This is a genomic window from Mycobacterium sp. ITM-2016-00316 (genome assembly GCF_002968335.2).
Lineage (GTDB): Bacteria > Actinomycetota > Actinomycetes > Mycobacteriales > Mycobacteriaceae > Mycobacterium.
Genome location: NZ_CP134398.1, coordinates 3085497 through 3101774 on the forward strand (window position 1 = coordinate 3085497; position 16278 = coordinate 3101774).

Here is a 16278-nt window from a genome sequence, read left to right on the forward strand (position 1 = left end):
CTAAGCAGCGACGCCGTCAGTGCGTCAGCCAGCCCTTCACCGTCGCCAGGTCACGGGTGTACTGCTCCATGCCGTCGTCGTGGTAGCGCGATCCCCCGCTGATGGCCTCGTCGCCCTGCCAGATCACCCGGATGCGCGCGGCTCCCCGCAGGTAGATGTCGACCCGGTCGGCGACGCGCCGGGTCCACCCGCGTTCCGCGGTGATCTCGGCAAGGGCCTGCCGTTCGGTTGCGTCTGGCCTCGTCGTCGAATCGGGCACGGTGTCCTCCTGTGATGGGTTGACCCCTATCCTGCCCTGCCGGGTCGCCCTGTCCGGCGACCGGTCGTCACGCAGGAACCAGACGACCGCCCCTAGAACAGGTCCTTGTGCGGGACGTCGGTGATCAGACCACCGTCGACCACGAACTCCGCGCCGGTCGAGAACGAGGACTCGTCGCTGGCCAGGAACACCACGAAGGTCGAGACCTCTTCGGAGCGGCCCGGCCGGCCCAGCGGCGAGGTGACCATGTCGTCGGGGAAGTGCTTGGTCATCGGGGTGCGGATGAAGCCCGGGTGCAGCGAGTTGATCCGGATGTTGAACTTGCCGAGTTCGATCGCGGCGGACTTGGCCAGCCCGCGCACCGCCCATTTGGACGCCACGTACGGGTGCACCATGGGTGCGCCGCGCAGACCCTCGATCGAGGACACGTTGATGATCGAGCCGCCGCCGGCGGCCTTCATCTGTTCGACGACGGCCTGCATGCCCAGGAAGGTCCCGGTCAGGTTGACGTCGATGACTTTCTGCCACTTGGCCATATCGAACTGGCCGATCTTGCCCAGCGCGACGATGCCCGCGTTGTTGACCAGCGTGGTGAGGCTGCCGTAGGTCTCGACCGCGGTGTTGACCGCTGCGGTCCACTGATCGGCATCGGTGACGTCGAGGTGGACGTACCGGACGGCGTCGCCGAGTTCGGCGGCCAGCGCCTCACCCTTCTCGTCGAGGATGTCGCCGACCACCACCTTGGCGCCTTCGTCGATGAGCATCTTGGCGTGTGCGGCGCCCATTCCCTGTGCGCCGCCGCTGATGAGTACAACTTTTCCGTCCACGCGTCCCATGAGGCGTCAGGCTACCGCAACGCCGAAATAAACTAGAACCTGTTCCAATTTGTGCCCGGCCCCCGCATACTGCGACCAGACCACACATCCTCAAGGAGTCCTGTATGGCCATTCGCGTGGCACTCGTCGGTACCGGAAACTGCGGCCGGCTGTCCCTGATTCAGCTCATCGAGGACCCCCGCTTCGAGCTCGTCGCGGTGGGCACGTCGACCGAGGCCAAGGTCGGCCGCGACGCCGGTGAACTTGCCGGACTGGACACCGTCACCGGTGTGACCGCGGCGCTGGGCATCGAGGACGCGCTGGCCGCGAAGCCGGACTGCCTGGTGTACTGCGCGATGGGCGATACCCGCCCCGTCGAGGCGACCCGCGATGTGATGGCAGCGCTCTCGGCAGGCGTCAACGTGGTGGGCTCCGCTCCGGGCGGTCTGCAGTTCCCGTGGGGCGCGATGCCGAAAAAGGCCATCGCTCGCGTGGAAGATGCAGCACAACAAGGTAATTCGAGTGTGTTCATCACCGGTGTCGATCCCGGCTTCGCCACCGACCTGGTCCCGTTCGCGATCGCCAGCACCTGTCAGCGCATCGATCAGATCAAGACCATGGAGATCGCCGACTACGCCACCTACGACGGCGCCGAGGTGATGTCGATCGTGATGGGCTTCGGCAACCCTATCGACCAGCCCGGCATGCTGTTCCTGCCAGGGATCCTGGGCGCGGCGTGGGGGACGGCGATCCGGATGCTGGCCGCCGGGCTGGGTGTCGAGGTCGACGAGATCACCGAGAATTACGACCTGGAACCCGCCCCGGAGGACATCCCGGTCGCCACCGGCGTCATCGCCAAGGGCACCGTGGCCGCGATGCGATTCGAGATCAACGGCATGGTCGGCGGGAAACCGGTGATCGTCGTCGAACACATCACCCGGGTGCGCGAGGACCTGCGCCCGGACTGGGCTCAGCCCGCGCAACCGGGCGGGTCCTACCGGGTCGAGATCACCGGTGAACCGTCCTATGTGGTGGACATCTGCCCGACCAGCAGCCGAGGCGACCACAACTACGCCGCGATCCTGGCCGCCGCCGGCCGGATCGTGAATGCCATCCCCGATGTGGTGGCCGCCGCGCCCGGCATCCGCACCACGCTCGATCTGCCGCTGGGGACCGGCAAAGGTCTGGTCCGCACCGGGTAGGGGGCCCACGGAGGGCCCCGCTACCGAGGTCGGCGATCGGTCAGCTGAACGATGCGCGAGGGGCACCCATGCCCGGATCGATCCGCACCGGCCCGGCAGCCGAAGGGGCGATCGGGAAATCAAAGATCGCCGTCGGAAGGTAGACCGTGGCACACGCATTGGGGATATCGACGACGCCGGAGAGCCGGCCCTCGATCGGCGCGGCGCCGAGCAGCAGGTAAGCCTGCTCCGGGCTGTAGCCGAATTTGGTGAGGTAGTCGATCGCATGCAGACAGGCCCGCTGGTATGACAGGTGGGAATCCAGGTAACGCTGCTCGCCGTCCAGGGTTACCGACGTGCCGGAGAACGCCAGCCACTCCGAGTACTGCGGGTCGGTGTTTCCGGGCATGAAGATCGCGTTCTCGCTCACCCCGTAGGCCTCCATCCCACCGGGGATCACGTCGACCCGTAGATCGATGAACCCACCCATCTCGATGGCACCGCAGAAGGTGATCTCGCCGTCGCCCTGGGAGAAGTGGAGATCGCCAACGGACAGGTTGGCGCCGTCGACGAACACCGGATAGAAGACACGGCTGCCCTTGGTGAAGTTCTTGATGTCCTGGTTGCCGCCGTTCTCACGGGGTGGCGCGGTGCGAGCGGCCTCCGCAGCAGCCTTGGTGAAAGCGTCGCCCGTCAGCCCGCCGAGGATCGCGTCCTGCGGTTCGGGCGGCAGAGCCAGCGGTGGCACACGGTCGGGGTCGGTCGCGATCAACGCCGCCTCGCGGGCGTTCCAGGTTCCCAGCAGGTTCGCCGATGGCGCGGTGCCCATCAGGCCGGGATGCACAATGCCGGTGAACTCCACGTGCGGGATATGGCGCGAGGTGGTCTTCTGGCCGGAGAAGTCCCAGATCGCCTTGTAAGCGTCGGGGAACTGCTCGGTGAGGAAGCCGCCGCCGTTCTGGGTCGGGAAAATGCCGGTGTAACCCCAGCCCTGGCCTGCGAGCGGACCGGAATCCTCCTGCGGGATGGGACCGACATCGAGGATGTCGACGATCAGCAGGTCGCCCGGCTTGGCTCCCTCGACGGCAATCGGGCCGGAGAGCACGTGCACAGTGGTCAACGGGGCGTTGAGAATATCCTCCGCCGAGTCATCGTTGATGATGGCGCCGTCGAACCACTCCCGACAGTGCACCCGGAACGAATCCCCCTTCTTGACCGTCACTGCAGCCGGGATGTCGGGGTGCCACCGATTGTGACCGAGCTTCTCCTGATCGGTGAATTTCTTGGTGGAATCGAGCGGAAATACGATGTCGGGCATGGAAACTCCTAGCTCCTTGGCAGTTTCTGGTGTAGAGGGTTGGTGGTGACCTTTTGGCGCCGCCCTGCCGGCGCCGGTGCGCTGACCACCGCCGGTCGATCCGCGCTAGCCCTGGTCGCTTCTTGCAGAGCCATCCCGGCACCGGAGCGCGCGAGGTTGGGGGACGAGATCATTCGACGGGCTGGACCGGCACAGGTGGGGCATTCGACGAAGTCCGGGCGATCATTCATCGAATATCGCTGTGCCGTAGCGTCACAGCCAGCTTTACATCGAAACACGTAGATAACCAATAGGTTTCCTCACGGTATGGAACAGCCGTTCATTTCACACAGGCGCCACATTACCGTCGTGTTCAGGTATGGGCAGAGCAGTTGGAGATCCCCACAGTCCGAACGGAATCGGGTGTGGCTTCGTACAGGACGGAACGCGGTGCGATCGACGCGACACATCTAATGCGTTGCGTCGGTGCGGTTTAGCGGGTCCTGGACCGGAGTGCGGCGCCAGCGTCTTGGCCGGCGGTATCGCGCATGCCCATCTTCATCGCGGCCCACAACGCGATCCGGAAGTTGATCCGGTCGGTCTCCTCCAACGGGTTGGCCCCGGTCAGCTCGGCGATCTTTGCCAACCGGTTCCGCAGCGTGTTCACATGTACATACAGCTTGTTCGCTGCGGTGGCGAGGTCGAGGTCCGGCGCCAGGAACGCCTCCAGGGAAGCCACCAGGTGGGCGCTGTTGACCTTGTCGTGGTCAACCAGTGGGACAAGCAGTCTCTGCACGAAGGGAACGAGGCGGACCTTCGGAACGGCGGCCAGTAGGCCGTCCAGGGTGGCGATCTCGTCGATGTGCACCGTGCGCTGCCAGCGGGAGGCTTCCTGCAGCGCCTCCAGCGCCTCCGGGATCGCGTATGCCATCGACTGGGCGTCGGGCGCCATCGCCATGCCACAGACCAACGCAGACTCCGAAAGTTCGGCGGTCAGCGACTCGGTGTGCGGGCACAGCGCCACGATGCGCTCATCAAGCACGGCCATCGTGCCGCCGTGCCGGTCCACCAACTGATGGACATCGACATGGAGCTCCGGAGTGAAGGCGCACACCACCACCGGGGCGGCAGCCAATCCATGCTCGGCCAGCGCACTCTGCACTGGGCTGACACCCAGCGTGCCTGCGACGAACCAGCGCAGGATCGAACCCAGATCACGTTCGCGGGCACCGATCTCACGGTCGGCCACGCGCATCGATTCTGCCCAGTCGACGATCCGCCGGAACGGCACCGCGGCGTGTAGGGCCAGCAGCGGCAGATCCATGTCCTGGCAGGCGCTGTGCAGCACGGCGGGTGGTTCGTCGAACAGGTCACCGAGGCCGACCACCAGCGCGCTGACGCTTTGCGCGGCAAGGGTGGCCACGTAGCGGCGGATCTCCTCGTCAGGCCGGCCGACGACCGGCACTCCAACGCTGAGGATCAACTCCCCGCCGGACAGGTAAGGCGTGGGGTCGGCCAACTCGGTGGGGTACACATAGCGAATCAGCCGGTCTTCGTCGCGGATCGAGGTGAGTGCCTCGACTCGCAGGCTCGATTCTGCGAGTAGATCCCGCAGCCGCACGGTGCCGTCGTGCGGCGCCGAACAGGCACCGTCGACACTCTGCTCCGCAATCTGGTGCCCCGGGGTCACCGAGGCCTCACAGCGTGAGCATTCATATCCGGCGAGTTTACGGTGAGGACGGACCGTTTACAGGTCGAGGCACAGCCTGCTACCACCGCGGGACCGCGATACGCAAATCATCATCGTGCTGTTCTCCTGCTGTTCACTTTCAGTCAGCAAATCATCACGGTGGTCGATGTCACCCGCCAGCACCTTTGTTTCGCATGTCCCGCAGAAGCCCGCGGCGCATGAGTAGGGCGTATCGGGCACCGCCGCCAGAACAGCGTCGAGAACACTCACGCCGGCACCGACCGTGACGGTGACGCCACTGCGGGCGAGTTCAACCTCGAACGCCCCGTCGTCGTCGAGCCCGCCGTCCGGTCCGGTGGCGTCGGTATCCGCCGCGGAGAACCGTTCGATGTGGAGCGCCAGGTCCGGATGCTCTTCGCTGATCCGTTGGACCGCCGCGAGCATGGCCGGTGGTCCGCAGCAGTAGACATGGGTGCCCGCGCCCGCGGCCGCGAAAAGCACGGCGATATCCGGACGTCCGGATTCATCCTCGGGTAGCACCGCGATATCCGGCAGCGTATCCAGCCGATCCAGGTAGGCCATCGAGGCGCGGGTGCGACCGCCGTAGACCAGTCGCATCGGCGGCGGATCCGCTTGCTTCTGAAGCGATTCCATCATCGCCAGAATGGGTGTGATGCCGATGCCGCCAGCCAGGAAGAGGTAGGCCGGCGCAGGGGCGAGTGCGAAGTTGTTCCGCGGTTCACCGACCTCGAGTACCTCACCGACGCGCAACTGCTGATGTACCTCGCGGGACCCGCCCCGACCGTCCGCGACGAGCAGCACAGCGATGGTGTAGCTGTACGGGTCGTCGTGCGCACCGCACAGCGAATACTGCCGCACCAGGCCGGACGCGAGGGTGAGAGCGATATGGGCGCCCGGCGTCCAGGCTGGCAACCGTTCCCCCGCCGGACTCTGCAACAACACCGAGATGACACCCTCAGCTTCCAGCCGAAGTTGGGTGACCCGAAGCTTCATCTGCTCACCCGCCCAGGCGGCCGCTGCCGGCAGCCTGGGCGCCGGTCAACTCGCGCGACTCCTGGATGGCCTGCACTGCGAACTGGGTGGCACGCCGGTAATTCAACGTATAAACATCCGCAGGTGCCGATACCTCGAAAGCCTGCCCAGCCAACGGAACTTCTTTTGGTTCAAGACCTCCCAGTATCGGCGTGTCTTCGTCGAACACCTTGGTTTCGATCTCCAGGATCTCATCGACACTGCCACCACGGAAGTCTCGATCGGTCGCCACGCCCCAGAAGATGATGCACTTGTCGTAGCTGACCGGCGACGGGAAGTCGACCAGGTAGCGCTTCCCGGTCTCCTCGCCGAAGTCGTAGAGAATGGTGGCAATACCCGGCGCGTAAGAGTGGTAGTGCATCCAGGCGTCTCCGACATCGGAAAAATCTGAGTTCGGGACCTGCTGATAGAAATACGATGCCCACACCTCACGTCCGTCACGCTTGACGTCGAGATCGCCGACAACGGGATTCACGTCACCCATCGACTGGGCGTGCACGAACGGGAAATGCGCCATATCGCGGAAGTTCTCCGTCGCTGCCATGAAACCGCAATCGGCATGGATGGGCTCTGCGGCGCGCCATTCGAGATCGAGGTCCGCGATCTCGGGCGGGTCCGGCAGGTCGAACACCGGATCCCCCAGACAGGTCCACACATGCTCGAACCGTTCGATGACCGGATAGGCCTTGATCGCCGCTTTAGGTGGGATTCGGCCACCCTCGGCCAGCGACGGAATATGCCGGCATTGGCCGCTCTGGCCGTCGAATTGCCAACCGTGATACGGGCAGGCGATGTTGTCACCGTCGACGACACCTGCGGCAAGGTTGCCGCCGCGGTGGATACAACGCCGGTCGGCGACCCGCGCCGCTCCGGAGGCGTCGCGGAACACCACCAGATTCTGATCGAGTAGTCGTGCTGGCTGCGGGGTGTCGATGTCCTGGGAGCGGGCCACCACGAACCACACGTGCTGGTAGGCCTCGCGGAGCTTCTCCGGAGTGAGTGCATCCTGCTTCATCAGTGAATGCTCCTTACGGTGGGCGTGAATTCGGGCCGGGTGATGGTGCGTGGTGTCAGCTGCTGTGACCGCACGTGCTGGGCTATCTGGGCCATGCTGGCGATCCACACGTCGTCCATCTTGCGCACGTCGGCCATGAACTCACGCAGGGCCGCAGCGCGGCCCGGACGTCCGCTGAGGAAAGGATGGTTCGTGAGGATCCAGGCGCCACCGACATCGCGCATCGCATCCAGTTCGCTGCGGTAGAGCTCGACGGTCTTGGCGGGAGTCTCGATCAGTCCGGTACCGGAGAAGTCCGGCACGAAACAGTATTGCTGCCAGTCATCGAGCGCCCAACTGACAGGCAGTTCGACCAGCGACCGGTCGTCGGTGACGGCGAGCTCATAAGGATGATCGGAGTCCATCAGCGTGGAGTCGTACAAGAAGTTGAACTCGGCCAACAACTTCGGGGTGTGCCAGTTCATTTCCCACATGGGCGCCCGATATCCGACCGGTGTCACACCGGCCACTTCCTCCAACGCCGCGATACCGCGTACGAGGTAATCGCGCTCGGTATCCTCGTCGACGCCGACCAACGATTCGTGCAGATACCCGTGGTGGGCGATCTCATGACCGGCCTGCACGATCGAACGGATCGGCTCAGGGTGCCGGTGCGCGGTGTATCCCGGGACGAAAAAGGTCGCGGGGATCTGGATTTCTTCCAGGATGCGCAGCAATCGAGGAATTCCCACCAATGGCCCGTATGCCTGGTGCGACATCGCCCCCATCCGGTCGGCGAATGCCGGATCCGTTGTCAACAAGGGTGATTCAGCGTCCACATCGAAAGTGAACGCCACCGCACAGGTTTTTCCATCTGGCCACTGCACCGGGCCTGCAGGGATCAGTGCGGTCATCGTTGTACCTTTCTGGCGTAGACGGACAGGAACTCCCAGGTGACGTTGGCGGCGGCGATCGAGGTGATCTCGGCATGGTCATAGGCCGGAGACACCTCCACCACATCGACGCCGACCAGGTTCACAGTATCCAGACCCCGCACCACTTCGAGCAGTTCACGGCTGGACATACCGCCGGCTTCCGGGGTGCCTGTACCCGGCGCGTGCGCGGGGTCGAGGACGTCGATGTCGACCGAGACGTACACGGGGGCAGCACCGACCCGGTCGCGGATGCGCTCGAGGACGCCCTCGGCCCCGAGGCGGTCGATGTCCCGGCAGGTGATGACGGAGAAGCCGAACCCGGCATCGTCGACGAGATCCTTTCGGCTGTAGATGGACCCGCGCACACCGACGTGCACGTTGGTGTCCAGGAGCAAGCCCTCCTCATAGGCCCGCCGGAACGGTGAACCGTGGGTGATATCGGCCCCGTAGTAGGTATCCCAGGTGTCAAGGTGGGCATCGAAGTGCACCAGGGCCATCGGGCCGTGCGCCGAGTGCGCAGCCCGCAGTGACGGGAGGGCCACCGAATGGTCACCACCGAGAATCACCGCCCGCGCTCCGCCTGCCAGCAGCCCGCTCAGCTGCTCGGCGATCTGATTGACAGCCGCACCGATATCAAAGGGGTTGCAGGCGATATCGCCCGCGTCGGCGAACTGGCAGACCTCGAACGGGCTGATGTCCAGCTCGGGATTGTAGCCGCGAATGAGCCGCGACCCTTGGCGAATTGCGTTGGGGCCGAAGCGGGCACCAGGTCGGTATGTCACCGCACTGTCGAACGGTACTCCCACGACGATGACGTCGGCGTGGCTCACGTCCTCCAATCGCGGCAGCCGGGCGAAGGTCGTCCAGCCCGCGTAGCGCGGCTGCACTTGTGGGTCGGCCGGGCCCACGATCCCATTCGAGATGTCGTCGGAAATGTCGTCGTTGATCATTGTCCACCTCTCCTAAACACGATTTCGTGATACTCCGCCGTCGACGTTCACGATCTGACCGACAGCTGCACCGAGATCGGGCCGGCACAGCAGACCGATGACGCGGGCCACCTGGCCGACCGAACCGACTCGCCCGGCCGGCGGCAGCGCCGCGGTCGCATCGCAGGCCGACCACTCCGAATCCACCCCGCCGACGGCCACCGCGTTGACGCCGATTCCGAAATGGCCGAAGTCCCTGGTCAGTGATTTGGTCAGGGCGACGACGCCGCCGGCCGCGGCGGCGACGGCGGACAGGTCAACGCCGCCGACATGCCAGCGCGACGTGGTCAGCACCATTCGACCGCCGGTGCGCCTGTCGCGCATCGACGTTGCCACTGCTTGTGCGAACAGGAAGCTCCCGGTCAGTACGGAATCCACATGCTCCCAGAACTGGTCCATCGACTGATCGATCAGTCCCGAGACAACGGGCAGGCCGTGCGCGACGACCAGTGCATCGATACCGCCCATGTCGCCGGCCGCACGCGTCACCGCATCTCGGACCTGCGCCGCATCGCCGGGCTGCACCTGTAAAGTAAGATGCTCGCCGAGTACAGTGAAATCGACTGGGCCGGTGCACGTTCCGACAGTATCGGCGCCCATCGCGACGAAGTGATCACGGACGGCGGCACCGAGTGTTGTGTCTACCCCGGTGACGAGTACCCGGGACGCGTTCGTCTTCATCAGATCACCGTTCCGCTGTTGACCGACAACACTTCGCCGCACAGGAACAGGTCTTCTTCCAGCAGCGCGGCCACAAGTTCGGCGACTTCCCCGGGTTGGGCGATGCGCCGCGCCGGCAGCGTGTCGAGGAACTCCTCAGCCCGCTCCCAGGAGTCGGCAGGCAGCAGCGGGGTGTCACACGGGCCCGGGGCGACGGCGTTGACGAGCACACCGTCGGCGGCCACTTCGACGGCGATACTGCGCAGCAGGCTCAGCGCGGCGGCCTTTGCTGCAGCGTAGTGGGCGTCATTGCTGCCGCCACCGATCGCGCGTTCGGAGGCGATACCGACGATGCGGCCGCTCCCCCGCTGCCGCATCTCGGGCAACACCGCCCGGCACACATGAGCCAGGCCGCCGACGTGGACCCGCAGCATCCGCATCCACGCGGTTGGCGAGATCTCCAGCGCGGGAGTCTCCTCGTAGTGCCCGGCACAGATCACCGCCGCCTCGATGCTCCCGAAGGTGTCCCGGACTCGGGCGATTGCGTCGTTGACGGCCTGCTCATCGGCGACATCGGCGATCTGCCACATATCGGTGTCCGGGGCCGGCTCCCGGGAGATGGAGGTGACGATCCAGCCACGGGACCGGAGCACCCGCGCGATCGCCGCGCCGATACCACTGCCCGCCCCGGTGACGACAGCGACCGGTTCCCGCACACTCATACCGGCTCCGCGACCGTCTCGATCACCTTGTCAGGCTCGGAATGTCCGACCTTGAGGAGCTTCACGATCACGGCACCGAGTGCCAGGATGGCGCCCATCGCAACGAAGAATGCCCAGTTGATGTACCACGCCTCGGATACGGTGCGCGGCCAGATGATGTTGACGAAGGCGAATCCCGCCCACAATGTCGCCACGAGGGTCACCGGTGTGCTCCACCGACCCAGGCTCCACGGCCCAGGGACCCAGTTGCCCCGTAGCCGCGCCACCAGGCCGGTCGCCAGTGGAAACAGGAACGCCAGGTAGTAGCCGCCGGCCGTGAAGGTCACCAGCACCGAATACACATCGGTGGCCGAGATCAGGTAGACCACGGCTCCGATCAACGTGGTGACCAGGATGGCGCTCACCGGCTGGGCCTCTGTCTTCGACAACTTGGCCAGCACTCGTGATCCCGGCAGCACTTTGTCGCGGGCGAAGGCCCAGATCACGCGAGAGGCTGATGCCTGTAGCGCCAAAAAGCTTGCCAGGAAGCCGATCACGAAGGCCAGCAGGATCGGTTTGACGGCCGACTCACCAAGCGCGGAACCCAGCACGTAGGTGACCGGGTCGGCAACCTCACCGGAGCTGATCTTGTCGAAGTCGGGGACAGCCAGCGTGACCGCCAGCGATGCGTAAGCGACGACCACGGCAATGAAGGACACCGAGAACAGCATCGCTCTGGGGACGTTGCGCGACGGTTCCTTGACCTCCTCGGCGATGGCACCCGCACTCTCGAAGCCGAGAATCGACCAGCTGGTGAACGCCAGTGCGGCCAGGAACGGCCCGGAGATATAGGCCCAGGACCAGCCGCCCCCATCGAGGCCCTGCATCAGCACATCCAGCCCGTGGTGGCGATGGAAGACCAGAAGGTAGGTGCCCAACCCGAGCGAGGCCACGATCTCGGCGATGATGCTACCCACCATGAGGGCTTTCAGGAAGGTGCGGCCAAGGATGTTCGCTCCGGTGCCGGCAAGCAGGATCAGCAACGCAATGATGCTCTGCTGCACCGCTGTCGGGCCCTGAATGCCGATCAACTCGGCCAGGAAGCCTGCACCGCCGTAGGCGACGGTGGCCATGATGATCACCAACGCCCACATGTAGACCCAGCCTGCGAACCAGCCGGCGATTTCACCGGCCAGCCGTTTGGTCCACTGATAGATCGAACCCTCAAAGGGCCAGCGGGACACCAGTTCGGCGAAGGCCAACGCGATGACGAACTGCCCGGCGCCGACGATGACAAAGGTCCACCAGAAGCCCGGGCCGGCAGTCGCCAGCGACAGCCCGTAGATGCCGTACATTGCCACAATCGGCGAAATGAAGGCGAAAGCAAAGGCAAAGGCCGACCATAGCGAGAACTCCCGCTTCAATTCCACTGGTGCAGAATCTGTTTGACCGCTCGGTATCACGTGTCACCCTTTCGCAATCTCTCGGACACCAAAGTATGGGCACGAGCCCGACGGTGCGGCACGCCGAAAGCGCAAGGCCGGGTCTCGGCCACAGTTCACCGCCGCGGCACTGTAGGGCCGTACAACGTCGGCGCCCTGGATCCGCCACGACCGGCGGTCAGCCCATACACTCGCGGCGTCGACAGCCCGGAACAGAGCTACATACATGCAGATGAGGTGTCGTGCCCGACAAACCTGAGATCACCGACTTCCTGGTCGCTGTCGAGCAGCGTCTCCACACGTGCGTCACCGCGACGGTGGCCGAGCCGTTACAACAGATCGACACCGCATTGAGCGCCTTCGCTCAGATTGGCCTGTCGTCGGTGACTGCCGGCGGCAAGCGTCTCCGTCCGCGGTTCGCCTTCTGCGCGTGGCGGCTGGGCGCCAAAGACCTATCGGCGACCGGCCCGGTGGTGCAGCTTGCGGCGGCGCTGGAGCTGCTGCACGCCGCCATCCTTGTTCACGACGACATCATCGATCGCTCTGAGCTGCGTCGTGGCAGGCCGTCCGCGCGGGCCGCCCTCGCCGACCATCACCGCACGCAGCGCTGGTGGGGGGCCGCGCAGGAGTTCGGTGACGCCACCGCACTACTGGTCGGCGATCTGCTTTGGGCGGCCGCGCACGACGAGTTCGACGACGCGACCGCCGCGCTGCTCCCGAACCAGCGGCGAGCCATCACGCAGTGTTTCCGAACCATGCGCGTGGAGGTGCTCTCGGGGCAGCTGCTCGAGCTTCGTGCGCAAGCCGAACGCGATCACTCGCCGGGAGCCGCGGAGAAGATCCTGCGGTACAAGACCGGCTCGTACACCGTGGTGCGCCCCGTCGAGTTGGGTTCGATATTGGCCGGGCACGCCCCGACTCTGGTCGCCAAGGCACTGAGCAGCTACTCGGGCGCGGTCGGACAGGCTTTCCAGCTGCGAGACGATCTCGCCGACCTGTTCAGCTCCGCCGAGTCCACCGGAAAGCGGCCCGGTGACGACATCCGTACGGGCAAGCCGACCGAACTGTTAGGGGCCACGATCACCATGTCCGCTGAGGCGGATGCCCGGATCCTGAACCGGATCGTCGGGAACGAGGCAGCAGACCAGGATGATATCGCCGAGGTGCAGCAGATCGCGCTGCGCAGCGGCGCCGTCCGCCGCACCCGACAGCGGATTTCCGAACTGGTGGCGGTCGCCGATCGAGCACTCACCGACTTGCCCGAGGAGCTGGATCACGCCGGTGTCTACGGTCTTGCCGGACTGCTGGCAGAGTGCACCGACCTGCGCTTCCTGGCCGACGCGTAGCCGTTCTGCCCGAACGCCGCACAATGGAAGAGTGACTGACCCGCTGCCAGCCATACTCGCGAGTCCGCAGGGCCCACACATCGGTGCGTTCTTCGATCTCGACGGGACGCTGGTGCGTGGGTTCACCGCGACGGTGCACGCCGGACACCGCATCCGCAACGGGCAGTCCGGATTCGGGGAACTGTCCGGGATCTTCGAGGCCAGCCTCCGCTACAAACTGGGCCGGATGCAGTTCGCCCGGCTGCTTCAGCGCGCGGCGGGATACCTCGCAGGCGAACCGCTGGCCGACCTCGAGGCCCTCGGGGACGAGTTGTTCACCACCCGCATCGCCGGTCGACTCTTCCCGGTGATGACCCGCGTGGTCGCCGCACACCAAGAGCGCGGGCACACCGTGGCGATGAGTTCGTCGGCCCTGACCATGCACGCCGGGCCGGTCGCCCGTCATCTCGGCATCGAGCATGTGCTGTGCAACCACTTCGAGGTGGACGCCGAGGACAAGCTGACCGGTCACATCGTCAGACCCATCGTGTGGGGACGTCAGAAGGCAAGAGCGGTCATGGAATTCAGCGCGCAGCGCGGGATCGATCTGGCCGAGAGCTTCTGCTACGCCGACGGCACCGAGGATCTGCCGGTGCTGGACGCGGTCGGACATCCCAGCGCGGTCAATCCCCGGCCGGGTCTTGCGGCCGCCGCGGCCAGGAACGGCTGGCCGGTGCTGCGGGTCAGTTCCGAGGAGGACCGGCGGTGGTGGACGCGCGCCCAGCGCCCCGGGATTCGATGATCGCGCGGACCGTGCGCCGGCAGCGGCCGCAGTCGGCGCCGGCCCCACAGGCGAGTGCCACCTGCTTGGTGGTGGCGGCTCCCCGGTCCACCGCATCAGCCACCTCGTGACTGGTGATGCCGTTGCAGAGGCAGACGAACATCAGCCCTCGATGCGCATCATCTGCTGAAACTGGCCGATGAACACCGGCGGGTAGGCGCCCACACCGGCTTCGGTGAGCCATTCGGCCGCATCGTCGGAATCGTGCAACCAGCGCCGGGCACTGAGTTCGTCGTCGATCTGCTGCAGGATCAGCACCTCGTGCGGATCGTCGAGCGCACGGAAGCTCCAGAAGCGCTGCACTCCGGAGGCATGGAAGGCCTTGGCCGCGCCCCGCACCCGCGTGTTCAGTGCGGCGATATCCGCGACCGAGGTCACCATCGACACCATCACCGGCGGGGCGGGATGCTCATCGTGGTCGAAGTCGATCCGTTCGAACAGCTCACCGGCGAACACCGCGGGCAGGTCCTGGACCCCGACGGCGTCGAACCAGTCGAAGAACACCCGGGACCGCAGCAGATCCAGCACCGGTTCGTGGGCGTGGATGCCGAGGATCACCAGAACACGCTCGGGATCCGTCGTCGAGGTGTAGACCAGTACGTGGTGGACACCCATGCCCGCCAGCGCTTCGGTGCGGCGCTGCAACAGCGGCCAGACCGCAGTCGGGTCGGGCACGCGGTAGTCGGACACCAGCACCAGAGAGTTGGCCAGCCAGTCCTTCATATCGTGGCCCTCCCGGGATCGTGGATACGGCGGCTGTTAATGGAACTTCCGAAAAACGGTAATCGCATTCTCGCACGGTGTCGACGCCGATGGCGACAAATGAGCCCGTGAGCATTGCGGAAATCGAGGGCCGGGATACTAAACTAGAACACGTTTCAGTCTGCGATTCGCGATCGCCCAACATAGGAGCCTGCGTGCACACTCCCCTCTGCGACCAATTGGGTATCGAATTCCCCATCTTCGCCTTCACCCACTGCCGCGACGTGGTGGTCGCGGTCAGCAAGGCCGGCGGGTTCGGCGTGCTGGGTGCGGTCGGATTCAGCCCGGAGCAGCTTGAGATCGAACTCAACTGGATCGACGAGAACATCGGCGACCACTCCTACGGCGTGGACATCGTGATCCCGAACAAGTACGAGGGCATGGACGCCACCGATATGGATCCCGAGGTGCTCAAGAAGACGCTCAACGACTTGGTCCCGCAGGAACACATCGACTTCGCCAAGAAGATCCTGGCCGATCACGGCGTCCCGGTCGACCACAGCGACGATGACGCGCTGCAGCTGCTCGGCTGGACCGAGGCCACCGCCACCCCGCAGGTCGAGATCGCGCTCAAGCACCCCAAGATGACGTTGATCGCCAATGCGCTGGGTACCCCGCCCGCCGAGATGATCAAGCACATCCACGCCGAGGGCCGCAAGGTCGCGGCGCTGTGCGGCTCGCCGTCGCAGGCCCGCAAGCACGCCGACGCGGGGGTCGACATCATCATCGCCCAGGGCGGCGAGGCCGGCGGACACAGCGGCGAGATCGGCTCGATCGTGCTGTGGCCGCAGGTCGTCAAGGAGGTCGCGCCGGTGCCGGTGCTGGCCGCCGGCGGTATCGGCAGCGGGCAGCAGATCGCGGCGGCCCTGGCCCTGGGCACTCAGGGGGCCTGGACCGGCTCGCAGTGGGTGATGGTCGAGGAATCCGAGCACACCGCGCAGCAGCACGCCGCCTATGCGAAGGCCACCAGCAAGGACACCGTGCGCAGTCGGTCCTTCACCGGGAAGCCGGCCCGGATGCTGCGCAACGACTGGACCGAGGCCTGGGAGAAGCCGGAGAACCCGAAGCCCCTCGGGATGCCGTTGCAGTACATGGTCTCCGGCATGGCCGTGGCCGCGACGCACAAGTTCCCCAACGAGTCGGTCGACGTGGCATTCAACCCGGTCGGCCAGGTGGTCGGTCAGTTCGCCAAGGTCGAGAAGACCTCCGCGGTCATCGAGCGCTGGGTGCAGGAATACCTGGAGGCGACCAACACCCTCAACGAGCTCAACGAAGCGGCCTCGGTCTAGCCCGCCAAACCACCCGAAATGGCTGCTCCCGCGATCGCGGGGGCA

At 65.5% G+C, this 16278-nt stretch carries 17 protein-coding genes; 4 read left to right on the top strand and 13 right to left on the bottom strand.

All coding sequences use genetic code 11. The features are described 5' to 3' along the window. Positions 1–16 precede the first annotated feature (16 nt). Entirely contained in the window at positions 17–259 is a 243-nt protein-coding gene (locus C6A86_RS14895; protein WP_105364053.1) for a hypothetical protein, read from the bottom strand. Positions 260–351: 92 nt separating this feature from the next. Then, entirely contained in the window at positions 352–1095 is a 744-nt protein-coding gene (locus C6A86_RS14900; protein ID WP_105364052.1) for a glucose 1-dehydrogenase, read from the bottom strand. A 104-nt stretch (positions 1096–1199) separates the two neighbouring features. On the opposite strand from C6A86_RS14900, the gene C6A86_RS14905 reads away from it, so the two are divergent. Beyond that, positions 1200–2276 (top strand): diacylglycerol kinase, encoded by a 1077-nt coding sequence (locus tag C6A86_RS14905; RefSeq protein ID WP_105364051.1) that lies wholly within the window; start codon positions 1200–1202, stop codon positions 2274–2276. 40 nt (positions 2277–2316) lie between these two features. Here the strand turns inward: C6A86_RS14905 and fmdA are convergent, their stop codons facing one another. From fmdA to C6A86_RS14950, 9 genes are all read right to left on the bottom strand, one after another. Further along, positions 2317–3573, bottom strand: coding sequence for a formamidase (gene fmdA / locus C6A86_RS14910; protein WP_105364050.1), 1257 nt, complete (start codon positions 3571–3573; stop codon positions 2317–2319). A 472-nt stretch (positions 3574–4045) separates the two neighbouring features. After that, a complete protein-coding gene (locus C6A86_RS14915) occupies positions 4046–5242 on the bottom strand; it encodes a PucR family transcriptional regulator (protein ID WP_233213058.1) in 1197 nt (398 codons plus the stop codon). A 57-nt stretch (positions 5243–5299) separates the two neighbouring features. Then, positions 5300–6256, bottom strand: a complete 957-nt coding sequence (locus tag C6A86_RS14920; RefSeq protein WP_105364048.1) for a PDR/VanB family oxidoreductase — start codon at positions 6254–6256, stop codon at positions 5300–5302. A 4-nt stretch (positions 6257–6260) separates the two neighbouring features. Next, positions 6261–7310 carry an aromatic ring-hydroxylating dioxygenase subunit alpha gene (locus C6A86_RS14925; RefSeq protein ID WP_105364047.1) on the bottom strand — a complete coding sequence of 350 codons (1050 nt, stop codon included), beginning with the start codon at positions 7308–7310 and terminating at the stop codon, positions 6261–6263. Continuing rightward, the gene (locus C6A86_RS14930; protein ID WP_105364046.1) at positions 7310–8203 is read right to left on the bottom strand and encodes a polysaccharide deacetylase; all 894 of its coding nucleotides are present in this window, start codon (positions 8201–8203) and stop codon (positions 7310–7312) included. The genes C6A86_RS14925 and C6A86_RS14930 overlap by 1 nt, the downstream gene beginning before the upstream one ends. Continuing rightward, entirely contained in the window at positions 8200–9174 is a 975-nt protein-coding gene (gene speB, locus C6A86_RS14935) for an agmatinase (RefSeq protein ID WP_105364045.1), read from the bottom strand. The genes C6A86_RS14930 and speB overlap by 4 nt, the downstream gene beginning before the upstream one ends. A gap of 12 nt (positions 9175–9186) precedes the next feature. Beyond that, a complete protein-coding gene (locus C6A86_RS14940) occupies positions 9187–9894 on the bottom strand; it encodes an SDR family NAD(P)-dependent oxidoreductase (RefSeq protein ID WP_105364044.1) in 708 nt (235 codons plus the stop codon). Next, positions 9894–10595 carry an SDR family NAD(P)-dependent oxidoreductase gene (locus C6A86_RS14945; protein WP_105364043.1) on the bottom strand — a complete coding sequence of 234 codons (702 nt, stop codon included), beginning with the start codon at positions 10593–10595 and terminating at the stop codon, positions 9894–9896. Before C6A86_RS14945 ends, C6A86_RS14940 begins: the two co-directional genes overlap by 1 nt. Beyond that, positions 10592–11998 (bottom strand): APC family permease, encoded by a 1407-nt coding sequence (locus C6A86_RS14950; protein WP_396835325.1) that lies wholly within the window; start codon positions 11996–11998, stop codon positions 10592–10594. Before C6A86_RS14950 ends, C6A86_RS14945 begins: the two co-directional genes overlap by 4 nt. Positions 11999–12258: 260 nt before the next feature. On the opposite strand from C6A86_RS14950, the gene C6A86_RS14955 reads away from it, so the two are divergent. Both C6A86_RS14955 and C6A86_RS14960 read left to right on the top strand, forming a co-directional pair. Further along, positions 12259–13362 carry a polyprenyl synthetase family protein gene (locus C6A86_RS14955; protein ID WP_105364041.1) on the top strand — a complete coding sequence of 368 codons (1104 nt, stop codon included), beginning with the start codon at positions 12259–12261 and terminating at the stop codon, positions 13360–13362. A 31-nt stretch (positions 13363–13393) separates the two neighbouring features. Next, positions 13394–14143, top strand: coding sequence for an HAD family phosphatase (locus C6A86_RS14960; protein ID WP_105364040.1), 750 nt, complete (start codon positions 13394–13396; stop codon positions 14141–14143). On the opposite strand, the gene C6A86_RS14965 is transcribed toward C6A86_RS14960, so the two are convergent. Both C6A86_RS14965 and C6A86_RS14970 read right to left on the bottom strand, forming a co-directional pair. After that, positions 14085–14285: a bacterioferritin-associated ferredoxin gene (locus tag C6A86_RS14965; RefSeq protein WP_105364039.1), complete on the bottom strand. Its 201-nt coding sequence runs from the start codon at positions 14283–14285 to the stop codon at positions 14085–14087. The two genes, C6A86_RS14960 and C6A86_RS14965, sit on opposite strands and share 59 nt — an antisense overlap. Beyond that, positions 14285–14905, bottom strand: coding sequence for a fatty-acid--CoA ligase (locus C6A86_RS14970; protein WP_105364038.1), 621 nt, complete (start codon positions 14903–14905; stop codon positions 14285–14287). The genes C6A86_RS14965 and C6A86_RS14970 overlap by 1 nt, the downstream gene beginning before the upstream one ends. Before the next feature lie 194 nt (positions 14906–15099). Here C6A86_RS14970 and C6A86_RS14975 point away from each other — a divergent pair, with 194 nt between their 5' ends. After that, on the top strand, positions 15100–16233 hold the full coding sequence (locus C6A86_RS14975; RefSeq protein ID WP_105364037.1) for a nitronate monooxygenase: 1134 nt from the start codon (positions 15100–15102) through the stop codon (positions 16231–16233). The last annotated feature ends 45 nt before the right edge of the window (positions 16234–16278 follow it).